The 26,103-nt window shown below is 57.6% G+C and carries 24 protein-coding genes; 17 read left to right on the plus strand and 7 right to left on the minus strand.

The window, feature by feature from the left end; all coding sequences use genetic code 11:
- Window positions 1–3 precede the first annotated feature (3 nt).
- On the plus strand, window positions 4–396 hold the full coding sequence (locus tag RTM13_RS07565) for an adenylyltransferase/cytidyltransferase family protein (protein WP_312211414.1): 393 nt from the start codon (window positions 4–6) through the stop codon (window positions 394–396).
- 1 nt (window position 397) lies between these two features.
- On the plus strand, window positions 398–2,476 hold the full coding sequence (locus RTM13_RS07570; protein ID WP_312211416.1) for a glycosyltransferase family 9 protein: 2,079 nt from the start codon (window positions 398–400) through the stop codon (window positions 2,474–2,476).
- Window positions 2,477–2,505: 29 nt separating this feature from the next.
- Here RTM13_RS07570 and RTM13_RS07575 read toward each other — a convergent pair whose 3' ends face one another.
- The 4 genes from RTM13_RS07575 to flgA all read right to left on the minus strand — a co-directional run bounded on the left by RTM13_RS07575 (window position 2,506) and on the right by flgA (window position 6,662).
- The gene (locus tag RTM13_RS07575) at window positions 2,506–5,016 is read right to left on the minus strand and encodes a glycosyltransferase (RefSeq protein WP_312211417.1); all 2,511 of its coding nucleotides are present in this window, start codon (window positions 5,014–5,016) and stop codon (window positions 2,506–2,508) included.
- A 75-nt stretch (window positions 5,017–5,091) separates the two neighbouring features.
- A complete protein-coding gene (locus RTM13_RS07580; RefSeq protein WP_312211418.1) occupies window positions 5,092–5,520 on the minus strand; it encodes a flagellar protein FlgN in 429 nt (142 codons plus the stop codon).
- Complete coding sequence (locus RTM13_RS07585) at window positions 5,520–5,825, minus strand: flagellar biosynthesis anti-sigma factor FlgM (RefSeq protein ID WP_312211420.1); 306 nt, start codon at window positions 5,823–5,825, stop codon at window positions 5,520–5,522. The genes RTM13_RS07580 and RTM13_RS07585 overlap by 1 nt, the downstream gene beginning before the upstream one ends.
- Window positions 5,826–5,909: 84 nt before the next feature.
- Window positions 5,910–6,662, minus strand: a complete 753-nt coding sequence (flgA, locus tag RTM13_RS07590) for a flagellar basal body P-ring formation chaperone FlgA (RefSeq protein ID WP_312211422.1) — start codon at window positions 6,660–6,662, stop codon at window positions 5,910–5,912.
- 89 nt (window positions 6,663–6,751) lie between these two features.
- On the opposite strand from flgA, the gene RTM13_RS07595 reads away from it, so the two are divergent.
- The 12 genes from RTM13_RS07595 (at window position 6,752) to RTM13_RS07650 (ending at window position 16,524) form a co-directional block, all read left to right on the plus strand.
- Window positions 6,752–7,099: a flagellar basal body protein gene (locus tag RTM13_RS07595; RefSeq protein WP_312211424.1), complete on the plus strand. Its 348-nt coding sequence runs from the start codon at window positions 6,752–6,754 to the stop codon at window positions 7,097–7,099.
- Between the two features lie 2 nt (window positions 7,100–7,101).
- Window positions 7,102–7,533: a flagellar basal body rod protein FlgC gene (gene flgC / locus RTM13_RS07600; RefSeq protein WP_312211426.1), complete on the plus strand. Its 432-nt coding sequence runs from the start codon at window positions 7,102–7,104 to the stop codon at window positions 7,531–7,533.
- Window positions 7,530–8,225, plus strand: coding sequence for a flagellar hook capping FlgD N-terminal domain-containing protein (locus tag RTM13_RS07605; RefSeq protein WP_312211428.1), 696 nt, complete (start codon window positions 7,530–7,532; stop codon window positions 8,223–8,225). The genes flgC and RTM13_RS07605 overlap by 4 nt, the downstream gene beginning before the upstream one ends.
- A 23-nt stretch (window positions 8,226–8,248) precedes the next feature.
- Window positions 8,249–9,442: a flagellar hook protein FlgE gene (gene flgE / locus RTM13_RS07610; protein ID WP_312211430.1), complete on the plus strand. Its 1,194-nt coding sequence runs from the start codon at window positions 8,249–8,251 to the stop codon at window positions 9,440–9,442.
- Window positions 9,443–9,459: 17 nt separating this feature from the next.
- Window positions 9,460–10,197 carry a flagellar basal body rod protein FlgF gene (locus RTM13_RS07615; protein WP_312211432.1) on the plus strand — a complete coding sequence of 246 codons (738 nt, stop codon included), beginning with the start codon at window positions 9,460–9,462 and terminating at the stop codon, window positions 10,195–10,197.
- Between the two features lie 25 nt (window positions 10,198–10,222).
- Window positions 10,223–11,008 (plus strand): flagellar basal-body rod protein FlgG, encoded by a 786-nt coding sequence (flgG, locus tag RTM13_RS07620; RefSeq protein ID WP_312211434.1) that lies wholly within the window; start codon window positions 10,223–10,225, stop codon window positions 11,006–11,008.
- Between the two features lie 11 nt (window positions 11,009–11,019).
- A complete protein-coding gene (gene flgH, locus RTM13_RS07625; protein ID WP_312211436.1) occupies window positions 11,020–11,685 on the plus strand; it encodes a flagellar basal body L-ring protein FlgH in 666 nt (221 codons plus the stop codon).
- On the plus strand, window positions 11,666–12,808 hold the full coding sequence (locus RTM13_RS07630) for a flagellar basal body P-ring protein FlgI (protein WP_409456032.1): 1,143 nt from the start codon (window positions 11,666–11,668) through the stop codon (window positions 12,806–12,808). Before flgH ends, RTM13_RS07630 begins: the two co-directional genes overlap by 20 nt.
- Window positions 12,808–13,116, plus strand: a complete 309-nt coding sequence (locus RTM13_RS07635; protein WP_312211440.1) for a rod-binding protein — start codon at window positions 12,808–12,810, stop codon at window positions 13,114–13,116. The genes RTM13_RS07630 and RTM13_RS07635 overlap by 1 nt, the downstream gene beginning before the upstream one ends.
- Window positions 13,117–13,189: 73 nt before the next feature.
- Window positions 13,190–14,563: a flagellar hook-associated protein FlgK gene (gene flgK, locus RTM13_RS07640; RefSeq protein WP_312211442.1), complete on the plus strand. Its 1,374-nt coding sequence runs from the start codon at window positions 13,190–13,192 to the stop codon at window positions 14,561–14,563.
- 21 nt (window positions 14,564–14,584) lie between these two features.
- Window positions 14,585–15,514, plus strand: coding sequence for a flagellar hook-associated protein FlgL (gene flgL / locus RTM13_RS07645; RefSeq protein WP_312211444.1), 930 nt, complete (start codon window positions 14,585–14,587; stop codon window positions 15,512–15,514).
- A 20-nt stretch (window positions 15,515–15,534) separates the two neighbouring features.
- The gene (locus RTM13_RS07650) at window positions 15,535–16,524 is read left to right on the plus strand and encodes a flagellar hook-associated protein (protein WP_312211446.1); all 990 of its coding nucleotides are present in this window, start codon (window positions 15,535–15,537) and stop codon (window positions 16,522–16,524) included.
- Here the strand turns inward: RTM13_RS07650 and RTM13_RS07655 are convergent.
- The 3 genes from RTM13_RS07655 to RTM13_RS07665 all read right to left on the minus strand — a co-directional run bounded on the left by RTM13_RS07655 (window position 16,521) and on the right by RTM13_RS07665 (window position 20,425).
- Window positions 16,521–16,808, minus strand: coding sequence for a hypothetical protein (locus tag RTM13_RS07655; RefSeq protein ID WP_312211448.1), 288 nt, complete (start codon window positions 16,806–16,808; stop codon window positions 16,521–16,523). The two genes, RTM13_RS07650 and RTM13_RS07655, sit on opposite strands and share 4 nt — an antisense overlap.
- Before the next feature lie 163 nt (window positions 16,809–16,971).
- Entirely contained in the window at window positions 16,972–17,856 is an 885-nt protein-coding gene (locus RTM13_RS07660) for a transcriptional regulator (protein WP_312211450.1), read from the minus strand.
- A gap of 346 nt (window positions 17,857–18,202) precedes the next feature.
- Window positions 18,203–20,425 carry a TonB-dependent siderophore receptor gene (locus RTM13_RS07665; RefSeq protein ID WP_312211452.1) on the minus strand — a complete coding sequence of 741 codons (2,223 nt, stop codon included), beginning with the start codon at window positions 20,423–20,425 and terminating at the stop codon, window positions 18,203–18,205.
- Window positions 20,426–20,629: 204 nt separating this feature from the next.
- On the opposite strand from RTM13_RS07665, the gene fes reads away from it, so the two are divergent.
- The 3 genes from fes to entF are packed head-to-tail and all read left to right on the plus strand — an operon-like array spanning window position 20,630 to window position 25,976.
- A complete protein-coding gene (gene fes, locus RTM13_RS07670; protein WP_312211454.1) occupies window positions 20,630–21,847 on the plus strand; it encodes an enterochelin esterase in 1,218 nt (405 codons plus the stop codon).
- Window positions 21,848–21,874: 27 nt separating this feature from the next.
- Window positions 21,875–22,078 carry an MbtH family NRPS accessory protein gene (locus RTM13_RS07675; RefSeq protein WP_312211455.1) on the plus strand — a complete coding sequence of 68 codons (204 nt, stop codon included), beginning with the start codon at window positions 21,875–21,877 and terminating at the stop codon, window positions 22,076–22,078.
- Window positions 22,079–22,088: 10 nt separating this feature from the next.
- The gene (gene entF, locus RTM13_RS07680; RefSeq protein WP_312211457.1) at window positions 22,089–25,976 is read left to right on the plus strand and encodes an enterobactin non-ribosomal peptide synthetase EntF; all 3,888 of its coding nucleotides are present in this window, start codon (window positions 22,089–22,091) and stop codon (window positions 25,974–25,976) included.
- The last annotated feature ends 127 nt before the right edge of the window (window positions 25,977–26,103 follow it).

Here is a 26,103-nt window from a genome sequence, read left to right on the forward strand (position 1 = left end):
GACATGACAACGGTAATTACCTTTGGCACGTTTGACCTTTTTCACATTGGTCATCTGAATATTCTCAACCGAGCCAGCGAGCTTGGCCAACATCTGGTTGTGGGCGTCTCCTCCGATAAGCTTAATGCCCATAAAAAGGGGCGTCTTCCGCTCTATCCTCAAACGGACCGTATGAAGATAATTCAAAGCCTTAAGTGTGTGGATACGGTTTTTCTGGAGGAGTCGCTGGCGTTAAAAACGGATTATATCCTGCGCTACAGCGCGGATATTCTGGTCATGGGCAGCGACTGGCAGGGCCGCTTCGATCACTTCTCATCGCTATGCCAGGTGATCTATTTCCCCCGGACTCCCTCGGTCTCGACGACGGCAATTGTTGAAACGATAAAAGGGACATAATATGCAAATATTTATTGATTCCAGTAAGGTTACATTTGCACGGCAAATGGTCTCTTTTCTTGGCTCAACAGATAGCCGTGATAATACTGCTGTTCTGCTGTTGCAGGAGAGCCAGGTTAATACGGCGTGGTTAAAAAGCCGGGGCGTTACCGTTATTCCCTGTCACTCGGGCCGGCTACCGGCTGCGCTCGATCAGTTGGCAAACATTATTAACACTCGTGCGGTTGAGTCGGTTGATATACATCTCAGCCTGGGCCAAAGCGGTAAGTTACTGATCCCCTTTCTGCAAAAAACAGGCGACAGGCTATCAGGCATGCATCTTCATCTCTATGAGGAGGGGGTGGCAGAGCTGACCGTCTGGCAGCTGTTTGATACGCTTTCGCCTGTGATGCTCGAAAAACTGCTTTTTACCTTTGGTCAGACGCTTAAATCCGCTTTGCACCCGCAAGCAAAGATCCCCCACGAAATACAAACCTTCTATGGCTGGCACCATGTATTAAAAACGGCCTACTATCGCCAACCGAATAACCGCGGTCGATTTCCCGAAAATATGCAGGTGGTGAATATCACCCCGTTAACCGAAGCCAAAAGAGAGGGGTATCTGACGCTTTTTAACTTGCAGGAGCGACTCTTTGCCCAGTTAAAAGCGATAGTGGAGAGCAGCAGCACGCTGCTTTTTCTTGCCTCTCCACCCCTCTTTTCCTGCACCGACGCTGTTCACCAAACGCGTTTCGCAGATGTTCTTGCCACTATTAACATGAGTGATACTGCCCGTATCGTGCTGCGGGAGAGTAAAGGCTCCAATAAAGCTGAGGCGATGCTGGCCGCCACCGGTAAGCCAGTCACCACGATCCCCGACTGCTTTTCCCTGCCGCTGTTATCCGCGCTGGGAGTACTGCCTGCCAGGGTAGCCGGTGACTTTTCAGACGAGCTGATCCAGACGCCGGGGAGTAACATCGCTTTTTCACTGATGGCGTTTAACGCAGACGAGATGAGAAAGAGCGTAGAGGTGATGAAGTACCACCAGCTGCTTAGCGATGAGCGCATCTACTACCTCGATGATCTTACGCTCTTTATGGCAGACAGACCCACGGCCCGCATTTTTTACTGCCCTGCCTCGATGGGGGATATGATCTATGCGCTCGGCTGTATGAATGCGGTACGTTCACAGTTTACCGAGCCGTTTACGCTAGTTGCGCATGGGTTATACACCGACCTGGCAAATGCCAGCCCGGTAGTCGATCGCTTCTGGAACATTAACAGCCTCAGCGAAGAGCACATTAATGAAATTGAGCGGGCGAAGCGAGAGGGGCGTTTTCATCATCTGGGAGCGTGGGAGCATATCGTTAGCGACGATCACATGACCGATGCCTTTATCAAAGAGGTCACCGGCAAGACGCTAAGCGACAACAGACATGCCGTCGTTGACCTTAATACACTAGATGGCGCTCGCGTTGAGGCATTTATTAAAAAATATGCGCTTTCAACGGCTAACGTTGTCCTGCTGCATGCTAACTACGGCGCGCCTAACCGGACCTGGAGCGAGCAGGCCTGGGAGCAGCTGGCAGACTATTTTCTTGCGGCGGGCTGGAAGGTGGTGCTTATCGGCAGTGACAACAATAAGTGCCGGTCTAAAAAAGCGATGCCGGTTGCACAGACCGGGGTGATTGACGCCGTAAACATCTTTTCCGTTTTAGAGACGGTGTATCTGATGCAACGCTGTCAACTGCTGGTTGCCTGTGACTCCGGGCCAGTAGGACTGGCGGGATTAACCGATATAGCCATCTGTGCTCTCTACTCCATGATCCCGGCCCGGTACCGTCTGCCATACCGCCACGGCAAAGCGGGCTGGAACGCCTGCGGTATTAATCTGTCATGCGAATTTGGACAGTGCGGCCATCTCATCATGGATGAAGGATTTTTTACCAAAACGCTGCGTAAACCGTGGTCGCCTCCGACCGGGGAAGAGTTCGCGGCCTGGTGCCCGGCGAGAAAAAGCTATAAATGTATGAAACGGTTTGGGGCCAGTCAGTGCTGGCAAAAAATTCAGGCGTTTTTACGTCATAACCCCAACGTGTAATGCCGGGCAGCACGCGCTGCCCGGAAAAGTTAAAACAGCTTGCTCTGCAGGCTATGCAGAAGCGTATTGGCTTGAGGGTCTACCGGCTTGTCCAGCGCGCGCATAATCAGCTCTGCCGCTCGTTTACCGGCAAAGCCATCCTGAAACGCATCGCAGTAGTAATGACGAACCGCGTTCATCTCCTCCTCTATGGGCTGCCAGTCGTAATCCGCCGCCAGACAGTGACGTAGCTGGGCCATATCGCGCACCACGGGAAGCGTGCTGCGTATCTGCTGCTCCGGGCTGGAAGGCGTGCTGAAGGTTCTGTTGTTCTCCAGTAGCGCCGCCATTCCCTCCCACTCAAGGAGGATCGTCCTTTTGCCAGCATGAATAGCATCGAAGATAAACCCGCTGTTATCAGTCAGGACATAATCAGCCTGATGCAGCAGCGGCAGCGACATATCGTGGCGGGTAACGCGCTTTTTAAAATAACGCTGGACGTCAGCCAGCATGGCGGCCTCTTCTGGACGATGCTGGGTACCGTGATGCAGCTTAATAATCAAGTTGTAGTCACGGCTCAGCCGCGACAGCGAGGCGGCCCAGGCGGGAATCGAGCTAAGATCGCCAAAGGTTGGCGCATAGAGCAGGGTCGGTTTTTTAGTATCCAGCTTGAGCGATGCCAGCGCTGAGAGATCCACCTGCTGGCGATGCCATTTATCAAAGCGAGGGTTACCTACCACCGTCGCATTGCCGTTGATATTGAGCGCCTGCTGGCTGTAGTGGCTGTAACAGAGAATGTGGTGGTAAAAGACATTCCACCAGGCATGGTTCCACGATGCTTTTGCCAGCCCGTACATGGCGCGGATCTGCACCCGGGCAAGGCCGTTAAGCGCCGGGGTATAGTAAGGACTAACTAAACAGCCGTAACGCTGCTTACGGTTTTTCGCCTCACTGAGGCGCGAGCCGCTCAGCCTGGGATCGTTAATATCGACCAGCAGCTGGCTCATCTCTTTCAGCAGCGCTTTCGGGACGGCGTCGCTAATCAGCAGATCGCAGCGGTAGCCCGCCTCCAGCAGCCAGTGCAGTATCGGCTGGTAGAGCTGGTAATGAAAGGCCGTCTCCAGATAAAACCCTATCGTGTTGGCAAACAGGTTCGCCACCGGCTGCTGCGCTTGCCGCTGCTGCTCTTGCCTGTGGCTAAGGGTCATCTTGCTGAAGTAGAAACGGATGTGGTCAGCATCCTGACGCTCGATATCGCTGAAGCCTGCCCGCTGGTAGCTGATATTGGGGTAGAAGGCGAGCCATTTGCCCTGCATCTGCATTGTGCGCCAGCGCGACTCCAGCAGGCTGGCCGGATCGCTCTGCATCTGCTGGATCAGCGCCGGGTAGCTGGGAGCGTTGACCAGGTAAGCGCACACTTTTTCACAGTCGACGGCGTGGATCAGCCCCGGCAGGCTCTTCAGCGGCTGGCCGTTGTTGACCCGCGCGCCGAGCAGCACCACCTCCCAGGGGAGATGATCTAGCGAGGCAAGCAGTCGGTTGAAGGCGGTAACGTGCTTCGCCTGGGTGAGCAGCAGGGCATCATCCTCCAGCACCAGACAGTTGCGCCAGCCTTGCTGCCGCGCCAGGGTCAGGGCCTGAAGGTGGGAGAGCGTGCGGCCCAGCGCGCCGTTCTCATGCTCGCAGCCGCTCATTCGCATAACGTTCTCTTCCGGCACGCCGAGCTGGTGTAGCGTCTCCTGCATCTGTTGCCATCTGTCGGGACGCCTGTCCAGATTGATAACCAGCACTTTTGCCACATGCTGCCACTGAATAGGCTGCTGGCCGGTGCTGTTATGCAGGCGCTGATACCAGGCGAGCAGCGTGGGATCGCGAACGATATCGGCCAGCGCCGTGGGGGTCGGTTCACAGCTGCCGAGCACGAAATCTTTATCAAAAGTGTTATCGCTGTGGGAGACGCACAGGATAGTGCGCTCGCCGGGCAGCTGCAGTGGCTTCACGGTAAAGTTATTAGTAAATGCCTGCTCCTCGCCGAGCTGGCACTCATCGTCGTAGCGATGTTTTTTCAGGTAGTTACGGTGATAGCAGAAGGTACCGTTAAGAATATGCTGCTTGCCGAAACGGCGGGTTTTAAACACCCGATCGATATGGCTATACCAGACGGGGATCCGATCGGAGCCGGAGATCAGCGCCCCGTGCCGCTGCATCATCTCAATAGTGTATGAGAGCTTATCGGCAGGGTAGAAGTCGTCGTCATCCATACAGACGATGTACTCGCCCCTGGCCAGCGCATTAAGCATATTGCGCTTTCTACCCAGCTTTAGCCGCTCAGGGTGGTGAATGTAGCGAATATTATAGCGCTCCGGCTGGTTATCGGTCAGGGCATTAATTATTGACAGGCTGCTGGTGGGGGAGTCATCCAGAACGATCAGCTCTCGCCGCTCTGCCGGATAGTCCTGGTAGCGAAACATATAGATCAGATAAGGCAAAAAGGCGGCGCGCTGCCAGGTTGGCGTCACCACGCTAACAAAGGGTTTTTCTGAGTTGTAACGCTTAAGCATAGCTCATGATGATCTCTTGTTTGGTCGCCAGCGGAAAGGCGGCGGAAGATTGTTTTCCGCTATGGAAAGGGCCAGTTAGGGGTGATAGATAAAATGAGTTTCGTGACCCAAAAACGTCTGTATAAACTCATGCTGCCGGGTCAGTAGCTCACCGTTTTTCTCGTTGTAGCGCTTGCATGCCGCTATGTTTTCCTCCAGCTGCCGCCACGCCTGGCGGGCCGCCGTTTTTTGTACGGCGGGCAGCCAGCTAAAGACCTGAGCGATGCCGACGCTATCCCCCGTGACGCCTAAAGAGAGCAGTGTCTCCCGGCGGACACGGGCGTTCAGGCTCAGAGCCAGATAGAGTTGATCGATTTGCGCGTTAGCGGTGAGCAGCGCGTCGCTGGCACGGCGTATCATGCATAAACGCTGCGTCTTCAGCAGGTTATGCAGCTGACGACAGCTATCGTTATCGGTACGGATCCCGCGCAGCAGCAGCTTAACCTGTTCAAGTTTGACGCTCACTACGCGCCCCTTGTTTTGAAAAATTCCAGCATTGAGGAGGCTAGTGCGTCAGCGTCAATTGAAAACTGCGGCGACGCCAGCAGCGTCTGCATCTGGTTGACCTTTTCAACGTCGATGGCAGGGGCAGGGTCATCCGTCAGGCTACGCTGGGCTGCCTGTACACCCTGCTGGGTAATGTCGTCGGCACAGGGAGAGGGAGTCGTTGCCGCCTCCGCTTTTGCCACCTCCGGCTGCGTCGGCAAGAGCGACGACACATCGCGGGTGGTGAGCTGTCCAGGTGTCATTCCAGGAGTCGTGATAGCCATAGGTTTCTCATCAGAGGACGTTTTTTAACGATTACGTATGAAAAGCGGCAGCGGAAAGTAAAAACTTAAGCAGCGGTGAAAAAATTATTGCGCCCCGACGCTCACCTGCCCGGGGCCGACGACGATGGCATCAATCACCCGTTCGCTGCTGCTGTTCTGCACCTTGATAGTGTCGTGCTGGCGGCCATCTTTCAGCGCCACGCCTGCGGTTTGCGCACGGATCTCACCCGTCTGGGACATGATTGTTACCGCCTGGCCACGCTTTACCCGCAGCGGCTGCTCAAGCTGCGTGCGCAGTATCGGTTTCCACGGACGCAGGGTACGTTTCGCTGTTAATCCCGTTGTGGCCTCGCGGCTCAGCAACGGCTCACCGCGCAGGTTGCTGATGTTATACCTCTTCATTACCAGCGCATCGGGGGTAATTACCTCCCCGCGCGCAATCTCACTGGCTGCCATTACCACCGGCAGGTAGACGTCGGCCTTGACGGTGACGGCACTCTGCCACGGCTTTCCGCTGCCGCATGCCACTCGGTAATTTTGCCGGGCAAGGTTTTTCAGCTGGAGCGGTGCGCCGCTGATGCGCAGCGGCTGGCTGCAGGCGGGGAGAGCGGCAACGTTACCGGGCATAAACACGTTAAGGGTGTAGCGGTAGTCGTGCCACCCCGAACGCTGCGCTAAAGCCGCGATGGCTTTGCCGGCCTCCTCGATAACCTGGGCGTTAATCTGCTGGCGAGCGGCGGGCAAAGCCGGGTGAGCGGTAACAAGCAAGGGGGCGGCAAGCAGGAGGCTAGCCAGGAAACGGAAGCTAGCTTTCCGCCTGGCGAAGAGAGAAAACATAACATTATACCTTTCAATAACTTAAAAATTGGCACGATTATTGCCTATCAGGCACGCACATCAGTTATTTGAAAGGAGTGCTACGCACAATGGGGATCAGTTTTCAGAAAGCACTGGGTGTACACCCACAGGCGGTGAAGCTACGTCTTGCGAGGACCGAGCTGCTTACCGCCAATCTGGCAAACGTCGATACGCCAAATTTCAAAGCTAAAGATATTGATTTCGCCCGCGAGATGCAACGGGCAACTCAAGGAAGCGGGCTACATAACACACAGGTGCTCTATCGCCTGCCGATGCAGCCAACTCAGGATGGCAATACGGTAGAGCTACATAGCGAACAGACGCGATTTTCACAAAACAGCCTCGACTATCAGAGCAGCCTGACCTTTTTAAATATGTCCATCAACGGCCTGAGAACGGCCATCGAAGGAAAATAACCATGTCATTTTCTGATATCTATCAGATCTCCGGTTCGGCGATGACCGCCCAGACGGTGCGGCTCAACATCGTCGCCAGCAATCTGGCCAACGCGGACTCACCCGCCCCGAGCGAGGCGGCAGCCTACAAGGCACGCAGCCCGGTTTTTGCCTCGGTCTACCACAACAGCCTGGTGCAGGCGGGGCATCACGACCTCACCGGGGCCAGCGTGCGCGTGCAGGACGTGGTGGACAGCGGTGGTGCCGTGCGCCGCTATGAGCCGCATCATCCGCTGGCCGACCGGGATGGCTACGTCTGGTATCCGGACGTCAACGTGGTCGAGCAGATGGCCGACATGATGGCAGCCTCGCAAAACTTTGCGACCGACGTTGAGGTGCTGAACAACGTGAAGAGCATGCAGCAGAGCCTGCTGAAGCTGGGAGAGAGCGCATGAGCTCCACCGTATCGCTGAATGCGTCTTATAGCGGATCGGCGACAGACAGCACAGTATCCACAACGACCAGCACGTCGACCTCCATGGCCGACACGTTTCTGACCCTGCTGGTGGCGGAGATCCAGAATCAGGATCCCACTGACCCGACCGATCCCACCGAGTACGTTACCCAGCTCTCCTCTATGGCGCAGGTGGCGATGGCAGAGGAGGTGGCGACGGAGATGAACACCAACGCCATCCTGATGAGCAACCTCCAGGTAATGGCCCTGGGCAAGATGGTGGGCGATCCGATCATGGTGCAGACCACCACCCTTGAGGTTGACGATGGCGCTATTCAGGGCCGCATCGACCTGGATGATGCCTGTACGCGTGTCGATATCCACATCACCGACGAAGCCGGCAATGATTACGACATTCCGCTGACGGGGAGTTCGTTTGGACCGGGGGCGGTGAGCTTTAGCATCGATCCTGCGGACTACGGTATTCCTCCTGGGGACTACTCCGTGTCGGTGGTCACTGACACTGGTGAAGAGGAGGTGCCGGTCGAGGTAGCAGGCGTCGTAACCGACGTGCGTATTCCGCTGGATGGCGGCACGCCGCTGCTCAACGTCAGCGGCGTAGGAGAGGTCCCCTTCACCATGATCAGCCAGTTTGGCGTGCCGGATGATGCGCCTGCTCAGGATATAGTTTGACTATTTTAAAGGAACAGTAAGTTATGAGTTACAGCATTGCAGCCAGCGGCCTGAACGCGGTCAATGAACAGTTGGATGGCATCAGTAATAACATCGCCAACGCCGGAACGGTGGGCTACAAGTCCATGACTACCGAGTTCTCCGCCATGTATGCAGGCACCCAGGCGATGGGGGTTAGCGTGGACGGAACGGCCCAGAGCATCTCACGTGGCGGCTCCATGGTCTCAACCGGGAACGCGCTGGATATGGCGATTAACGACGATGGTTTCTTCGTGCTTCGCGACAGCGCGGGCAACGTCTCCTATACGCGGGCCGGGTCATTCAACACGGATAAGGACGGCTACATCGTCAATGCCTCCGGTGACTATCTGCAGGGTTATCCGGTGGATGAAAACGGTGCGCTGCAAACCGGCACGGTGACGGATCTGCAGATTAAGACCGGATCGCTGCCGGCCCAGGCGACAAGCTCCCTGACCTTTAGCGCTAACTTCAATGCCGCTGATGCGACCATCGATACAACCGCAGTTCCGTTCGATCCCACCAACGCTGCCTCGTATAACAGCACCTACACCACCACGGTGTATGACTCGCTGGGTAATGAACATGCGGTCAGCCAGTACTTTACCAAAACGGCGGATAACAGCTGGGAGGTGCACTACACCTTCGACGGCACCGCGCAGTCCACCACTACGGCGCTAACCTTCGACGACCAGGGGAAGCTGGTGAGTCCCACCTCCGCCGTGCCGATGACCTTTAGCGCGCCGGGTGCGGCCCCCATAGCGATGACCTTCGACTACGCCGCCTGTACCCAGTATGGCTCTGACTTTACCGTCACCACTAACGTTGCCGACGGCTACGCCTCCGCCCAGCAAAACGGCGTTCAGGTGGACGGCGACGGCAAAGTGTATGCGACCTACAGCAACGGTGAGCGGATGCTGCAGGGGCAGGTGGTGCTGGCTACTTTCCCGGACGAGAATGGTCTGCAGGCCGTCAGCGGCACCGCGTGGGTGGAGACCGGCGAATCCGGTACGCCGCTGATGGGTGCGCCCGGCAGCGGTACCTTCGGCGCGCTCTCCACGGGGATGCTGGAGAGTTCCAACGTCGACATTACCAGCGAGCTGGTGGATCTGATGACCGCGCAGCGTAACTACCAGGCCAATACCAAGGTGATCTCGGCCAGTAGCGAACTGGATCAGGCGCTGTTCCAGGCGATGTAACGGAGAAGGGCACAACAGTGGATCGTTTACTTTTTACTGCTCTCAGCGGGGCCAGCCACACCCTGATGGCGCAGCAGATCGCAGCCAATAACCTGGCAAACGTCAACACCAGCGGTTTTCGTGGCGACATGGCGTTGTCGCAGGGGGAGCCGGTTCAGGGAGAGGGGTTTGCTACCCGCTTTATGGCCCAGCAGCGCGCCAGCGGCGTTGATGCCAGCACGGCCGCCGCAGAGAAGACCGGCCGGCCGCTGGACGTGGCGATCCAGGGGGAGGGCTATATCGCCGTACAGGCTAGCGACGGCCGCGAAGTCTACACCCGCAACGGCAATATGGTGCAGAACGACGCGGGTCAGCTGACCATTAACGGCTATCCGGTGCTGGGAGATAACGGTCCTATCGTGCTGCCGCCCAACGCCATTGCCTCTTTTGGTCGCGACGGCACGCTGTCGATTACGCCGGACGATGGCGACGTTACCGCCACCATGGATATCGATCGCCTGAAGCTGGTGACCATTCCAGCGGAGAATCTGGCTAAAAATGCCCAGGGGATGATCGTCACGGCAGACGGCAGCAACGCGCAGCCGGACGAGAACGTTAACGTCAGCGGCGGCTATCTGGAGGGCAGCAACGTGACGGCGGTCTCTGAGATGCTGGCCTCTATTTCGCTCAATCGTCAGTTTGAAGCCCAAATCAAAATGATGAAGGCGGCCCAGGATCTCAGCGAGGCGGGTAATCGCCTGCTCCGTGGCGCCTGATCGTCGTTATTAAGGATAATCTTTCATGAACGCAGCACTATGGATCAGTAAGACTGGCCTCTCGGCAGAAGATGCCGAGATGAGCGCTATCGCCAACAACATTGCCAACGTCAATACCAACGGTTTCAAGCGTGACCGGGTGATGTTTCAGGATCTCTTCTATCAGAACCAGCGCGCCCCTGGCGCAATGCTGGATCAGAACAACATTGCGCCCACCGGTATTCAGTACGGCAGCGGCGTGCGCATCGTGGGAACGCAGAAAACCTTTACCGAAGGCAATATCGAGACCACCGACAACCCGCTCAACGTTGCCATCATGGGGCAGGGCTTTTTTCAGGTACAGAAGACCAACGGCGATATCGCCTATAGCCGCGACGGCAATCTGCAGGTTAACGCCGACGGCGTGTTGACCAACGCCCAGGGGCTGCCGCTGCAGCCGGAGATTGACGTGCCCGCCAACGCCACCAATATCACCGTCGGTGAAGACGGTACGGTGATGGCCACCATGCCGGGCGACAGCGATCCCACCGAGCTTGGGCAGATCACCCTGGTTAACTTTACTAACCCGGCGGGCCTGCTGGCGGAGGGGGATAACCTCTATCTCGAAACGGCGGCCAGCGGCCAGCCCACGGAAGGGACGCCGGGTGAGGATGCGTTAGGCACGCTGAAAGGCGGCGCGCTTGAAGGCTCCAACGTCGACATCGTCAACGAGATGGTGGCGATGATCACCGTCCAGCGCGCCTATGAGATGAACGCCAAAATGGTCTCTGCCGCCGACGAGATGCTGCAGTACATCAATCAGAATTTGTAATGAGAACACGTGTGAAACGATATCTGTGGTTAATGGCGCTGGTGCCCTGGCTGGCAGGGTGTGAATCCCCGGCGCTGCTGGTTAAAAAGGACGATCAGGCCTATGCGCCGCCAAAAATGGAGGCACAGCCGACACCGGAGGGGCGGGCCGGGGGCGTCTTTGAGACAGGCTACAGCTGGTCATTAACCGCCGATCGGCGCGCTTACCGGGTGGGCGATATTCTGACGGTGATTCTGGAAGAGTCGACCCAGTCCAGCAAGCAGGCTAAAACCAACTTTGGCAAGGAGAGCAGTCTCGACGTTGGCGTGCCTACGGTGTTTGGCAAAACCAAAGACAAGCTGGCCAGCTCTGCCGAAGCCTCGCGGGACTTCGACGGCAACGCCAGCTCCCAGCAGCAGAACAGCCTGCATGGGTCAATCACCGTCTCCGTTCATCAGGTGCTGCCCAACGGCGTAATGGAGATCCGCGGCGAGAAGTGGCTGACCCTGAATCAGGGCGATGAGTACCTGCGTCTGAGCGGGCTGGTACGTGCCGACGATATCGGCAACGACAACACGGTCTCCTCCCAGCGTATCGGTAACGCCCGTATCTCCTATGCCGGGCGCGGCGCGCTCAGCGATGCCAACGCGGCAGGCTGGCTGACCCGGCTCTTTAACCATCCGCTGTTCCCGCTTTAACTCTGGAGTTGTTATGCGCTTTTTTTCAGGATGCGCCCGTATCGTCACGCTCTTGCTGCTGCTCTGCTCGCCGCCAGGGCAAGCACAGCCGCTGTCATCGCTGGTCGATATTCAGGGTGTCCGCGGTAACCAGCTGATCGGGTATAGCCTGGTGGTTGGTCTCGACGGCACCGGCGATAAAAATCAGGTCAAATTTACTAACCAGACCATCACCAATATGCTGCGTCAGTTTGGCGTACAGCTGCCGAGTAAAATCGATCCCAAGGTGAAAAACGTCGCCGCCGTGGCGGTCAGCGCCACCTTGCCGCCGATGTACGCTCGTGGACAGACTATTGACGTCACGGTCTCCTCTATTGGCGATGCGAAGAGCCTGCGCGGCGGCACGCTGCTGCTGACCCAGCTACACGGCGCGGACGGGGAGATCTACGCCCTGGCACAGGGCAGCGTAGTGGTTGGCGGCATGAGCGCCAGCGGGGCCAGCGGCTCCAGCGTGACGGTCAATACGCCTACCGCCGGGCTGATCCCCAACGGTGCCTCGGTTGAACGCGCGATCCCCAGCGATTTTGACATGGGCAAGACGGTCATGCTCAACCTGAAGCGCCCCGGCTTCAAGGATGCCAATAGCATCGCCAACGCCATCAACAGCGCCTTCGGCGGCGGGTTAGCGACGGCAAAAAGTGCCACCAGCATAGAGGTGACGGCCCCTACCAGTCCCGGCGCGCGGGTGGCCTTTATGTCGCAGCTGCAGGATGTGCAGATTACGCCAGAGCGCGTGCGCGCCCGAGTCGTCTTCAACGCCCGTACCGGCACGGTGGTGATGGGCGAGGGCGTAAAGGTGCACGCTGCGGCGGTATCCCACGGCAGCCTGACGGTCTCGATTACCGAGAGCAGCAGCGTCAGCCAGCCGAATGCGCTGGCCGGTGGCCGCACGGCGGTGACGCCGCAAAGCAACATCAATGTGAAAACGCCTCACGCGCAGATGGTCACGCTGCCGGAGTCGAGCAGCCTGAAGACGCTGGTTAATGTGCTAAACAATCTTGGCGCGTCGCCGGACGACGTGATGTCGATCCTGCAGGCGCTACACGAGGCCGGGGCGCTGGATGCTGACCTGGAGGTGATCTAATGGATGCCCTTAATGCCTTAACCCATCTTCAGCCGAGCGCCGATGAGGTCACGGATGCGCCTGGCGTGCGTGAGAATCACCTCCGTCAAGCTGCCCAGCAGTTTGAGGCCATCTTTATGCGCCAGATGCTCAAGGAGATGCGTAAGGTGAATGCGCTATTTGACTCTAAAGATAACCCCCTTAACAGCGATGCCGGGCGCATGATACAGGGTTTATATGACGATGCACTCTGTGACAGCCTGGTGAAACAGCAGAGCATGGGCATTGCGGAGCTGATCGTTAAACAGCTTTCGGCGCACCATGATTAGCGGCAACGGTTTAAGAAAGCGGCCTGCCGTGCCGCTTTATGGATCTATGCAACCCGGCAAAGAGAATTGAAATATGGATATGATCAACATTGGCTACAGCGGCGCATCGGCAGCGCAGGTGCAGCTTAACGTTACCGCGCAGAATACGGCCAATGCCATGACGCCTGGCTATACGCGGCAGGTCGCACAGACCAGCACGATGGGGGCAAGCCCAGGGGCGCCGAACAGTGCGGGCAACGGCGTGCAGGTTGACAGCATCTGCCGCGTATCGAATCAGTACCTGGTTAATCAGGTGTGGTTTGCCGCCAGCGACTATGGCTACTACACCACCCAGCAGCAGTATTTGACGCAGCTGGAGACCGTACTGAGTGATGACAGCAGCAGCCTCAGCGCCGGTTTTGATAACTTTTTTGCGGCGCTGAACGCGGCCTCTACCACGCCGGACGATCCTGCCCTGCGCGAGCAGGTATTGAGCGAAGCGAACGCTCTGGCGCTGCGCTTTAATAACACCAGCAGCTATATAGCTTCCCAGAGCAGCGAGATGGCCAGCCAGGAGCAGGCGGCCATTTCGCAGATCAATACCCTGACCGCCGGCATTGCGGGCTATAACCAGCAGATCGCCGAAGCCGAAGCGAACGGTGACAACGCCTCGGCGCTGTACGACGCCCGTGACCAGATGGTAGAGCAGCTCAGCGGCATGCTGGATATCCAGGTCAATATCGACGACAGGGGTAACTACAATATTACGCTACAAAATGGCCAGCCGCTGGTGAGCGGACAGGAGAGCTCCACCATCCAGCTGGAGAGCGGTGACGACGGAAGTCAGAGCCTGACGCTGACCTTTGCTGGAACAACCTACGGCATGACGATGGAGACCGGCGGATCGCTGGGAGCACTCTTTGACTATCAGCACAACGTGCTGGATCCGCTCACTGAAACCATTAACAGCATTGCGCAGCAGTTTACCGTCGCGGTTAACGACCAGCTGGCGGCGGGATACGATCTTAACGGCAATCCGGGCGCACCGCTCTTTATCTACGACGCGGATAGCCCGGACGGCCCGCTGATGGTTAACCCTGATATTACCGCTGATGAGCTGGCTTTCTCCAGCGATCCAGATGCCTCTGGTAACGGCGATAATTTACAGGCGTTGATTAACATTGCCAGCCAGCCGCTGACGATCGCTAACCTCGGTACGGTTACCGTTGGCAGCGCCTGTACCAGCATCATCAGCAACATTGGCATCTACAGTCGTCAGAACCAGACGGAGGCCGAGGCAGCAAGCAATGTCTACAGCGAAGCGCAGAACCAGCGGAGCAGCGTGAGCGGCGTCAGCATGGACGAGGAGGCGGTTAATCTCATCACCTATACCCAGGTCTACCAGGCCAATCTAAAAGTCATCTCAACCGGCGCGGAGATTTTCGACTCCGTGCTGGCGATGTTTTAATCCAGCGGGAAATCATCTTCTATGCGCGTAAGCACCCAACAATCTTATACCTCGATGACTAACGGCTTTACCGAGCTTTCCGGCAAGCTGGAGCACGTGATGACCCAGATGGCTACCGGTCAGCGGGTGATCCTGCCCTCGGACGATCCTATCGCCGCCACCCGTATCAATCAGCTTAACAGCCAGCAGTCTGCTATCGAGCAGTATCAGAGCAATATCAATGCGGTTTCAGCAACCCTGAGCCAGCAGGAGAGCATTCTTGACGGCATCAATAACAGCATGCTGGCCATTCGTGACGATCTGCTTCAGGCGGCGAACGGCACTAGCACCCCGGAGACGCTGGCAAGCCTCGGTCAGGAGATAACCTCTCTGACGCAGTCGATGATGGCCTCTTTAAACTATCAGGATGGGCAGGGCCACTATATCTTTGGCGGCACCAAAAACGATATGCCCCCCGTTAGCTACGACGATACCGACGGCGACGGCGAGCCGGACGAGTACGTTTATCAAGGTAATGGCGAACACCGTACGGCGACCGTCGCCAGCGGCGTTGAGATGGAGACTAACGTGACGGTAAGCGACATGTTTGGCGCAGATTTGAACGTATTTAACACTCTGGGCGATCTGGCGGCAGAGCTACAGGATCCTAATGTCGATCCGGCAGACCCGCAGGTGCAGAGCGATATCACCCACGCCATTGACACGCTCGACGCAGCGTCGGAATCGCTTAACAGCGCCATTGCCAGCCTTGGCGAACGCCAGAATACCCTGACGATGTTAAGCGATGCGCAGACCAGCGTGGCCGACACCAACAGCGTGCTGATCGGCCAGCTTGGCGATCTGGACTATGGTCCGGCAACGGTGACCTTTACCGGCCTGCAGCTGGCGATGGAGGCGACGATGAAAACTTACGCTAAAGTCAGCGATCTCTCGCTGTTTAACGCCATTTAATACTCTTCAGTGGAATGACCATGCAGGTTGGTTTACAGACAACGACACGCGCTTCAGGCAGCGAGCTCTCTCCGGCACAGATAAGGGATCGGGCGCAGATCCAGCCGAGTCTAAAGCGTACAGAGCGGGAAGAGTACCCCGCCTCGCCGCTGATCGCCCTCCGTCCACAGCGCTATAGCGTTCAGCTCAACGATCAGCTAACCGTTCTCCAGCAGGCCGACAGCTATCTCTTCCGGCTGGAGAACGCGCTGCTGAACCAGCGCCATGCATCATCCGGCGGCGGGCAGCGTGGGGCGGACAGCGCAGCGCTGGCGGATCTGCTGACTAATCGGGTTCAGCTTTCGGCCGGTCGGGTGGATCGGCTGCTGCTGCCGGTGCTGCAGGGGGAGGCGCAGGTGACGTTTCATGCACCGGAGCTGGCAGAGCTACTCAGCGGTGATAGAGAGCCGGTATCGCTGATGTTCAGCGTTGAGGCGGGGCGGGGTCGGCGTCTGGCTGCCGTGTCGTTGGCTAACCCGGACGATGCGCTTAATCCGCTTATGCAGATAAAGAATGCCCTGCAGCGAACTGGCGTTATGTCGCGCTATAGCGAGGGGAAGTGGACATTTGCTGTCGATGAAGCTGGCTGGCCGCAGATGCAGCGCTCTTTTTCAGTCGCTGATGCGAAAGGGGAGCATGCCCGACGGCTTAGTCTTCAGGCCATCTCTGCACCTGCCGAAGCATTAAGCGCCGCGCTGGCAACGGGGCAGCGTGACGGGCTTCAGGGCATGGTGCAGAGCGTGCTTAACCAGGTGGGGGAGCAGCGTCAGCTGCTGGCATCGGCCCAGGAGAAAGCGCGCCAGCGTATGGATGTCATGGCGCGTTTTCCTGAAGCGCAAAGTGCGGAGAGTGCCTCGGCGGCGCTGGGGCAGACCCTGGGCTGGGCCTGCCACCATTACGATACTCTGGCTCAGGCCGTGAATGGCCAGGCCAATCTTCCGGCGCTGACGGTGCAAAACCTGCTCGGCTAGCGCTGGCAGCCCGCTGTGCCCAGCGTCATCATGGTGGGATCTACCACCAGCACGGTGAGGCTATCTTTATCCAGCAGAAGAGATTGCGCATTCGCCAGGGGCTTCATCGCCACACGCAGCCGGTTATCCTGGGTAAAGTTCAGAAAGGATAAAAGAGCCGGATCGGAATGCTGGGTATCTCTCTTTTTTAGCCACATATACTCCTCTGGTTCAACGGAGGCTCGGGTGTGGAAGCAGGTGGCGACTTCCGTTGATAAGGAGAACTTATCGTCATTACGATGCATCGTAACCTGTGCACCGTCAGATGTCGGGATCATGCCGAAAGTGTAGCTGCGCTGGTTTGTCGTCGCTAAATCATAAAATATGACCTCCGTTCGCACAATGGCGGCAGTTGCCGACAGTGGGCAGTAAATCATTGACAGTGTGAATATTAAACGCAAAAAAGCGCTATTGACATACGGGTATTTCATTAATAATTTTCTCAGCTGCTTGATAAACAACAGTGTTCAAGTTTTGTATGCCACTCTGCCAATTTTGGATGCCCATCATTAATTGATATTGGTGATGGCAATTATCCTGAACGATAAAACTCATCGATAGCTTAGGAATCGATTCACTGTAATAAAAAACCGCATTCATCCGCTGTGTCTGCAGCATCTGGTTAATAGATCGCAGCGCATCAGGCATGTGCTTTTCCAACTGAGCCGCATGGCCCGGGTCATAGCCTGAGTGCAGGTGGTAAATTCTGATGTGTGGATAGTTCTTACTGGTCTCATCTTTCAAAGTCAATCCGCTGTGAACGACAGGGGAAGTTATTTTTTGATGGTTACCTATAAAAGATGCATAATGTTTAATTAATAAATATATTATGGGAATAATGATAATAGATATAATAAAAACTTTATTAAACTTGCTGCCAGGCCACCGACTTCTCTCGGGCGGTGCGTGAGATAGCTCCGACGACGGTGCTTCGTTATCCTTTTTCTCCATCTCTTCTGCTATAGAGAGGGTATCAAGGTAAGTAATAAAATCTTTATTAAAAACATAACCTTTCTTCGGGACCGTTTTTATGATCTCCTGAAGGCGACCGTCGTCGCCCAGCGCTGCGCGTAAGGCATAGATAGCCGTCGGCAGGCTATTATTGCCTACTACCCGGTTTTTCCATACTGCATTGATCAAATAGTTACGTGACAAAACCTCGCCAGCATGAGTCACCAGCGTTTCAAGCAAAATGTAATGAAATTCGCCCAGGCGCTGAATCTCGCCCGTTTCGGTGTGAACCAACGCGTTTAGCGATGGATCGAGTCGCCATTTATTTAAGAGAATATACATAGTCTATTTTTTTGAGTAGAGATAAAAAGATTAGAATTAATAAGTATTTGCTGTGATTGATGCTTTTTTATCAATTCTTTAACATGCCGTAACATTTTATACTGTGTTTAAATAATGCTAATAATACCAGCATCTTATTAATAATTATTTTTTTAAAGTCTAAAACGTGATCTATATGAATTGTCTAAAAAAGGACAATGTAGCCAAACTTGAATAACAGAGCAATCTGAGAGTTTTCTTAAATTGTAAGTTATCGTGTCTTTAATACGAGGGTGGGATAATAAAGAGAGACGCGGTATCGCGCCTCCTCATTGAGAAGAGGCGCACAATATCATGCTGCTTTTGATTAGAAGTGCGTATTCACGCTCATGAACCAGGTACGGCCCGGCTCGTTATAGGTCGCTGCACCTGCGCCGTACATATAGGACTTCGTCGTGTCGTTACCGGTGGTCTGGGCGTTACCCGCGCGCCACTGGCGTTTGTCAAAGACGTTATCCACGCCTGCCGTCAGGCTGACGTTTTTGGTCGCATCCCAGGTGCCGCTCAGGCCAACGATGCTGTATGGGCTCACCTCATCGGTTTCGCTGCCCGTTGCACGGTTGCCTTTGTAGTTATAGATCTTCGGCTGCTGCTTGCCGTACCAGGTGAAGGTGGACTGCACTGAGATGTCCTGGCGGATCTGCCAGCTCAGCGTCGAGTTCAGCGTATACTCCGGAATGATAGAGAGACGATCGCCGGTGGTTTTGTTCTTACTTTGCAGCATGTAGGTCAGGTTGTTGGTCCAGTTCACCGTATCGGTCACCGGCACGTTGAGCGTGCCTTCCAGCCCCTCTACGACCGCTTTTGGCACGTTCTCCCACTGATAAATATCCGTGGATGCCTTAGAGGCTTTACCAATCGGCGCGTAGCCCGCTTCGATCTTGTCGCGATAGTCGTTGCGGAACCAGGTCACCCCCGCCAGCCAGCCGTCGCGCTTGAACTCCAGCCCCACCTCTTTGTTAATGCTGGTCTCTGCTTTCAGATCGTCATTCCCCATCAGATAGCAGGCACCGGCACTGGCGTAGCAGCCCTGGCCGCGGCTGTAGAGGATGTAGTTCGGGTTGGTCTGATAGAGGCTTGGCGCTTTATAGGCGCGGGCAATGCCCATTTTCAGGGTAATGTCGTCCGTCAGCCCCTGGGAGAGGTTCAGAGACGGGCTCCAGTTATCGCCAACGATGGTGTGATGATCGAAGCGCAGGCCTGGCGTCAGCATGGTGCTGTCGGTCAGCTCCATGTTGTTTTCCGCAAACAGGGAGAAGATCTCTGCCTGAGAGTAGGGGCTGCGGTTGGCGGGATCGACTCCGGCAATGGTGCCGCCTTCGGTCAGAGACTGGGTGTTAGAGGCCAGATCCTTCATGCGCTGCTGATTCCACTCGGTGCCCAGCGTCAGCGTCTGGTTTACCAGCAGATCCAGCGGCAGGCTAACCTCGCTATGCAGCAGAACGTCAGCAAGATCGATATTCGAGAAGTTCTCGTCGGAGAAGATCCCTTCCGTGCCGCCTGCCAGGCCTTCGTTATTACGCGTGTTGCGGGTGTGCTCGTACTGCGCATAGGTGGTAGTGGTAATGCCGTTATCCCAGCCGCCGTTCCATGTCAGAGAGTAGTTTTGGCGATAGAGACGGTTGGTCTCTTTGCCATAATTCTCTTTTACCAGCGCGTTGGTGTTGGTGTTTTGGGTATCGCCCGCGTAGAGGTTCCCCTGACGGCTATAGCCCGCCTCCAGCTCCAGCGAGTTCATGGGAGCAAAATCCCAGCGCAGCTGACCGTTCACATCTTTATTAGTCACCCCTTCACGCCCGGCCGGCATGGTGCCCACGTAGCTGCCGGTACGTTCAGATTCATGGCCCTTGTTGATATCCCAGGCGTCGGCCTGGGTTTTCTCCAGGTTACCGTAGAGACGGAAGCTGAAATCGCCTCCCAGCGGGCCAGTCAGGTTGAAGTTAGTACGCTTAGTTGAACCTTCCGACTTATGTTCCGGCGCATTGAGGTAAGTATCCCACGCCCCGTGCCACTCGCTGTTGGATTTCTTGGTGATGATATTAACCACGCCGCCCGCGGCACCGTTGCCGTAGCGTGCCGCCGCCGGGCCGCGGATCACTTCGATGCGCTCGATCATCTCCGGCGGTACCCAGCTGGTATCACCCCGGGTGTCACGCTCGCCGCGCCAGCCCAGCCGCACCGAGTTACGGCTGGTGACCGGCTTGCCGTCGATCAGGATCAGCGTGTTTTCCGGGCCCATGCCGCGGATATCGATCTGACGGCTGTTGCCGCGCTGGCCGCTGGTGGAGTTTCCGGTAAGGTTAACGCCAGGCATGGTGCGAATAATTTCAGAGACGTCGCGAGCAGGTGGATTTTTGCGGATCTCATCGGCGGTGATGGTGGAGACGCCGGGAGCCTGCAGATTCTGCTCGGCGGCGGTCACAACGATAGTGTCGTCCCCGGCGGGGGACTCCTCTGCATGAAGCGGTAGTGCTACCCCGTAAATACCCAAATTGACCAACAAGGCCAGGGACTTAATCTTGTTATTCATTGCATTACCTGTTTTGGTCGCCAGAAGGCCTCTACACGTCCTGGTTCCCTGAACGCACGCGGCTAATGGCATGATTATGTGAAAGACGCGCTTCCCACAGCGCGCCAATACGCTATTGCAAATGCAAATAGTTATCAATAATATTATCGATAATTTTTCTTACATTTGAAAAAATGCCGCAATCAGTACGGGGTTAATTAGGTGATGACGCGAGCAACAGGTAGCGATGCCTGGTGGGAGGCCAAAAAGGGGCCTGAGTGGTATCGTGAGAGTGATGAGATCTGCCGGGTCACCTTCTGGTGGCGCGATCCGGCGGGGGCTGAAACCACTTCTGCCATACGACATGTGTGGATCTACATCACCGGCGTCACTGATCATCATCAACGGTCCAGGCCACAGTCCCTGAGCCGCATCCCCGGAACCGACGTCTGGTTCTGGCAAACCTCGCTTAACGCGAGCTGGCGCGGTAGCTACTGCCTGATCCCTTCCGAAAATGAGCAGGATTTTGCCGAGTCGGCCTTCACTGGCGACATGCCGGATCGCGTTGCCCTGCGCGAAGGCTGGCGTAGGCTGCTGGCCCACGCCGTTGCCGATCCGTTCAATCCGCTGTCGTGGCGGGGTGGGCGCGGCCATGCGGTATCGGCCCTGGAGATGCCCGACGCGCCGGAGCAGCCGGGCTGGCACGCCCCGCAGGATACGCCCTTTACGCCACCGACCTGCATCCACTGGCGCAGCGACCGGTTGGGCAATAAACGCCGGGTCTGGATCTACACCACCGGTGACGAGAACGCTACCGAGCGTCCGCTGGCGGTGCTGCTTGACGGCCGCTTTTGGGCTGAGAGTATGCCCATCTGGCCCGCCCTTGCCGCGCTTACCCGGGAAGGCAAACTGCCGCCTGCGGTCTATCTGCTGGTCGACTCAATCGATAACACCCAGCGCGGACGCGAGCTGCCCTGTAATTCAGACTTCTGGCTGGCGTTACAGGAAGAGCTGCTGCCGCAGATTAAAACCCATGTTTCCTTTAGTGACGATCCGTCCCGGACGGTGGTGGCCGGACAGAGCTTTGGCGGCCTTGCCTCGCTGTATGCCGGGCTGAACTGGCCGGAACGCTTTGGCTGCGTGCTCAGTCAATCAGGCTCCTACTGGTGGCCGCATCGCGGCGCACAGCAGGATGGGGTGATTATCGAGCAGCTAAAAACCGGCTGCCTTCAGCCGCAGAACCTGCGCATCGTGCTGGAGGCGGGGGCGCGTGAACCGCTCATCTTTGGCGTTAACCAGACGCTTTACTCTCTATTGCAGCCGACAACAGCGGCGCTTTTCTGGCGTCCGACCGACGGCGGACACGACGCGCTGTGCTGGCGCGGCGGGCTGACCGCAGGGCTGATGACGCTCTGGCAGCCGCTCATAGACGCCGGGCGATAGCGCCTTTTTCCACGACAGGAGTGTGGTATGGAGTTCAGTAATCCCTTCGACGATCCAGAGGGGCAGTTTTACATTCTGCAAAACGCGCAGCAGTGCTATAGCCTGTGGCCACAGCAGTGTGCACTGCCGCAGGGCTGGCACGCTATTACCGAGCCCCAGCCGCAGGCAGCGTGCCACGCCTGGCTGGCGGAACAGTGGCAGAACTTAACCCCTGCGCACTATACACGTTAAGGAGCAACGCATGTCGAAACGTCTGCCGCTGGTGGCGGCCCAGACCGGGATCTGGATGGCGGAAACGCTCTCCACGCTGCCTAACGCCTGGAGCGTAGCGCACTATATTGTCATCGACGACAGCGAGCTGGATGAAGCCCTGCTCGGTGAGGCTATCATCACCGGCATGAGCCATGCCGATACCCTGCGCAGCCGCTTTGTCGAAGACAACGGCGAGGTATTCCAGTGGATCGATGAATCCATGCCGCTGGCGCAGCCCGCTATTCACGATCTGCGCGCCAACGCCGATCCTCACGCGGCGGCGCTGGCCATTATGCAGGGCGATCTGGACCAGAACCTGCGCGTCGATGGCGGTAAGCCGCTATGCCATCATGCGCTGCTGCGCCTCGGGGATCGCCGCTGGTACTGGTATCAGCGCTACCATCACCTGCTGGTAGATGGCTTCAGCTTCCCGGCCATTACCCGAGATATTGCCGCCATCTATAGCGCATGGCGGCGCGGCGAACCGGCACCGGCATCGCCTTTTACCCCCTTTGCCGATGTGGTAGAGGAGTACCAGCGCTACCGCGACAGCGAAGCGTATGGCCGGGACGCGGCTTACTGGCGTGAGGTAAGCCAGAGCCTGCCGCCGCCGGTGTCGCTCTCCGCCAGTCCGCTGCCGGGACGCGCCTCTACCGCTGATATTTTGCGCCTGAAGCTGACTCTCGACGGCCAGGCGTTTTCCCGGCTTGCGACACAGAGCGGCAGTTGCCAGCCAGCAGATCTTGCCCTCGCGCTGGTCTCTCTCTGGCTGGCCCGCCTGTGCGGACGCATGGACTATGCCGCCGGGTTTATCTTTATGCGCCGGATGGGATCCGCCGCCCTCTGCGCCACCGGCCCGGTGCTCAACGTCCTGCCGCTGGCGGTGAACATCGACCCGGTGGAAACCCTCGCCGCGCTGGCGCAGAAGCTTGCCGCCCGGCTGAAAAAGATGCGCCGCCATCAGCGCTATGACGCAGAGCAGATTGTGCGCGACAGCGGACAGGGAGCAGGCGATCGCGCCTTGTTTGGCCCGGTATTCAACGTGAAGATGTTTGACTACCAACTGAATATTGATGGAACGGCGGGAACAACCCATACCCTGGCAACCGGGCCGGTTAACGACCTGGAGATCGCCCTCATTCCGGATGAGAAGGGCGGTCTTGCCGTGGAGATCCTCGCCAATCGCCAGCGCTATGATGAAGCCTCGCTGACCGCTCATGCCGCCAGGCTGGACGCGCTGCTGCGCCAGTTTGCCGATAACCCGGCCCTGCGCTGCGGTGAGGCGGCGCTTATTCTGCCAGCGGAGCGGGAGAGGATTGACCGTATCAATGACACCAGCGTCGACCTGCCTGCCACTACCCTTAGCGCCCTTGTCGCGGCCCAGAGCGAAAAAACGCCCAACGCTCCGGCGCTGGCGGATGCCCGCTGGCAGTTCAGCTACCGCGAGATGCGCGAGCAGGTCGTCGCCCTGGCACAGGTTTTACGCCAGCGCGGCGTTCGGCCCGGAGACAGCGTTGCCGTGGCGCTGCCGCGTTCGGTCTTCCTTACCCTGGCCCTGCATGCGATTGTCGAGGCAGGCGCCGCCTGGCTACCACTGGATACCGGTTACCCGGACGACCGCCTGCATATGATGCTGGAGGATGCCCAGCCGCGGCTGCTGATCACCGCTGAGGATCAGCTTGCGCGGTTTAGTGCGATCCCGCAGCTCGCCCACCTCTGCTACAGTGCGCAGCTGCCGGTGACCAACGCACCCGCGCTGGCGCTCTCCAGACCGGAACATACCGCCTATATCATCTTTACCTCCGGCTCGACGGGCCGCCCGAAAGGGGTGATGGTAGGGCAGACGGCCATCGTCAACCGTCTGCTGTGGATGCAGGCGAGCTATCCGCTCGGGGCGCAGGATGTCGTGGCGCAAAAGACGCCGTGCAGCTTTGATGTCTCGGTGTGGGAGTTCTTCTGGCCCTTTATCGCCGGGGCGAAGCTGGTAATGGCGGAGCCGGAGGCGCACCGCGATCCTCAGGCGCTTCAGGACTTTTTTGCCCGTTACGGGGTGACCACTACGCACTTTGTCCCCTCGATGCTGGCGGCGTTTGTCGCCTCTCTGACGCCGGACAGGGCGCAGACGAGCTGCCGCACGCTGCGCAACGTCTTTTGCAGCGGTGAAGCGCTGCCAACGGATCTCTGCCGCGAGTGGGAAAGCCTCACCGGTGCACCGCTGCATAATCTCTATGGCCCGACGGAAGCGGCGGTCGACGTCAGCTGGTATCCGGCTTATGGCGAGGCGCTGGCCGGGGTCACCGGCCCCAGCGTGCCGATCGGCTATCCGGTCTGGAACACCGGCCTGCGTATCCTGGACGGCATGATGCAGCCTCTGCCGCCGGGCGTGGCGGGAGATCTCTACCTGACCGGCATCCAGCTGGCGCAGGGCTATCTGGGACGTCCCGACCTGACCGCCAGCCGCTTTATTGCCGATCCCTTTGTCGCTGGCGAACGGATGTACCGCACCGGCGACGTGGCTCGCTGGCTGGAAAACGGGGCGGTGGAGTACCTTGGCCGCAGCGACGATCAGCTCAAAATTCGTGGTCAGCGCATCGAGCTGGGAGAGATCGACTGCGTCATGCAAACGCTGCCGGACGTGGCGCAGGCGGTTACCCACGCCTGTGTGCTTAACCAGGCGGCGGCGATCGGTGGCGACGCACGCCAGCTGGTGGGCTATCTGGTGTCGGCCTCGGGCCAGCCGCTGGAGACGTCCACCCTGATTGAACAGCTGAAAGCACAGCTGCCGCCGCATATGGTGCCCGCCGCGCTGGTACAGCTTGATGCGCTGCCGCTTAGCGCCAACGGCAAGCTGGACAGGAAGGCGCTGCCGCTGCCGACGCCTGCGGCTGCATCGGGTGGACGTGCCCCAGAGACGAACACGGAGATAGCGGTGGCACAGCTCTTTTCCGAGCTGCTGGCCTGCAAGATAGATGACGTCAACGCCGACTTCTTTGCCCTCGGTGGCCACTCACTGCTGGCCATGCGGCTGGCGGCGCGGCTTAGCCAGACATTTAATCGTCAGGTGACGGCGGGGCAGGTGATGGTCGCCTCTGGCGTGGAGAAACTTGCCGCGCTGCTGGAGAGCGATGCGCAGGACGGGCGACTGCAAAATCTTGGCTACGAAACAATCCTGCCCCTGCGGGAGGGCCATGGTCCGACGCTGTTCTGCTTCCATCCGGCCTCTGGTTTTGCCTGGCAATTTAGCGTGCTGGCGCGCTATCTCAATCCGCGCTGGTCAATCGTCGGTATTCAGTCGCCGCGCCCGGCCGGGCCGATGGCTACCGCTGCTTCGCTGGATGAAGTGTGTGAGGCGCACCTGCAAACGCTGCTCGTCCAGCAGCCACACGGACCTTACTACCTGTTTGGCTACTCCCTCGGCGGCACGCTGGCACAGGGGATTGCTGCCCGGCTGCGCCAGCGCGGCGAAGCGGTAGCCTTCCTTGGGCTGCTGGATACCTGGCCCCCGGAGACGCAGAACTGGGCAGAGAAAGAGGCTAACGGTCTCGATCCCGAGGTGCTGGCGGAGATTAACCGCGAGCGGGAGGCGTTTCTCGCCGCCCAGCAGGGACAGGCGTCCGGCGAGCTGTTTAACGCTATCGAAGGCAACTATGGCGACGCGGTTCGGCTGCTGACCACCGCCCACAGTATGCCGTTTGATGGCAAAGCGACGCTGTTTGTCGCCGAGCGCACGCTGCCAGCCGGGATGGATCCGCAGCGGGTCTGGTTGCCTTGGGTGAATGAGCTGGACGTATATCGCCAGGACTGCGCCCACGTAGATATTATTTCACCGGCGGTATTTACGGCTATTGGACCCCTGGTCGCAGGGCTGCTTAATTAATAGACAGTCACGCCTACTATATATGGTGGGCGTGACTACCAAATCCAAATCTTAGTTCAGATTAATCTCATTTAGTATTATCATAGAGGGAAGATGTAAATAATGCTTTCGTAGCAAATCAGGGTAG

The sequence above is a fragment of the Pseudescherichia sp. genome (assembly GCF_031979925.1).
Lineage (GTDB): Bacteria > Pseudomonadota > Gammaproteobacteria > Enterobacterales > Enterobacteriaceae > Pseudescherichia.

Excerpts from the sequence above, each read along its gene's own strand:
- flgA (WP_312211422.1), bottom strand. The coding sequence starts at position 6,662 with ATGTTTTCTCTCTTCGCCAGGCGGAAAGCTAGCTTCCGTTTCCTGGCT.
- RTM13_RS07650 (WP_312211446.1), top strand. The coding sequence starts at position 15,535 with ATGCAGGTTGGTTTACAGACAACGACACGCGCTTCAGGCAGCGAGCTC.
- RTM13_RS07665 (WP_312211452.1), bottom strand. The coding sequence starts at position 20,425 with ATGAATAACAAGATTAAGTCCCTGGCCTTGTTGGTCAATTTGGGTATT.
- RTM13_RS07675 (WP_312211455.1), top strand. The coding sequence starts at position 21,875 with ATGGAGTTCAGTAATCCCTTCGACGATCCAGAGGGGCAGTTTTACATT.
- entF (WP_312211457.1), top strand. The coding sequence starts at position 22,089 with ATGTCGAAACGTCTGCCGCTGGTGGCGGCCCAGACCGGGATCTGGATG.
- RTM13_RS07570 (WP_312211416.1), top strand. The coding sequence starts at position 398 with ATGCAAATATTTATTGATTCCAGTAAGGTTACATTTGCACGGCAAATG.
- RTM13_RS07575 (WP_312211417.1), bottom strand. The coding sequence starts at position 5,016 with ATGCTTAAGCGTTACAACTCAGAAAAACCCTTTGTTAGCGTGGTGACG.
- RTM13_RS07565 (WP_312211414.1), top strand. The coding sequence starts at position 4 with ATGACAACGGTAATTACCTTTGGCACGTTTGACCTTTTTCACATTGGT.
- RTM13_RS07605 (WP_312211428.1), top strand. The coding sequence starts at position 7,530 with ATGAGCTCCACCGTATCGCTGAATGCGTCTTATAGCGGATCGGCGACA.
- RTM13_RS07660 (WP_312211450.1), bottom strand. The coding sequence starts at position 17,856 with ATGTATATTCTCTTAAATAAATGGCGACTCGATCCATCGCTAAACGCG.
- RTM13_RS07635 (WP_312211440.1), top strand. The coding sequence starts at position 12,808 with ATGGATGCCCTTAATGCCTTAACCCATCTTCAGCCGAGCGCCGATGAG.
- flgC (WP_312211426.1), top strand. The coding sequence starts at position 7,102 with ATGTCATTTTCTGATATCTATCAGATCTCCGGTTCGGCGATGACCGCC.
- flgL (WP_312211444.1), top strand. The coding sequence starts at position 14,585 with ATGCGCGTAAGCACCCAACAATCTTATACCTCGATGACTAACGGCTTT.
- RTM13_RS07585 (WP_312211420.1), bottom strand. The coding sequence starts at position 5,825 with ATGGCTATCACGACTCCTGGAATGACACCTGGACAGCTCACCACCCGC.
- flgE (WP_312211430.1), top strand. The coding sequence starts at position 8,249 with ATGAGTTACAGCATTGCAGCCAGCGGCCTGAACGCGGTCAATGAACAG.
- RTM13_RS07655 (WP_312211448.1), bottom strand. The coding sequence starts at position 16,808 with ATGCATCGTAATGACGATAAGTTCTCCTTATCAACGGAAGTCGCCACC.
- RTM13_RS07595 (WP_312211424.1), top strand. The coding sequence starts at position 6,752 with ATGGGGATCAGTTTTCAGAAAGCACTGGGTGTACACCCACAGGCGGTG.
- fes (WP_312211454.1), top strand. The coding sequence starts at position 20,630 with ATGACGCGAGCAACAGGTAGCGATGCCTGGTGGGAGGCCAAAAAGGGG.
- flgK (WP_312211442.1), top strand. The coding sequence starts at position 13,190 with ATGGATATGATCAACATTGGCTACAGCGGCGCATCGGCAGCGCAGGTG.
- flgG (WP_312211434.1), top strand. The coding sequence starts at position 10,223 with ATGAACGCAGCACTATGGATCAGTAAGACTGGCCTCTCGGCAGAAGAT.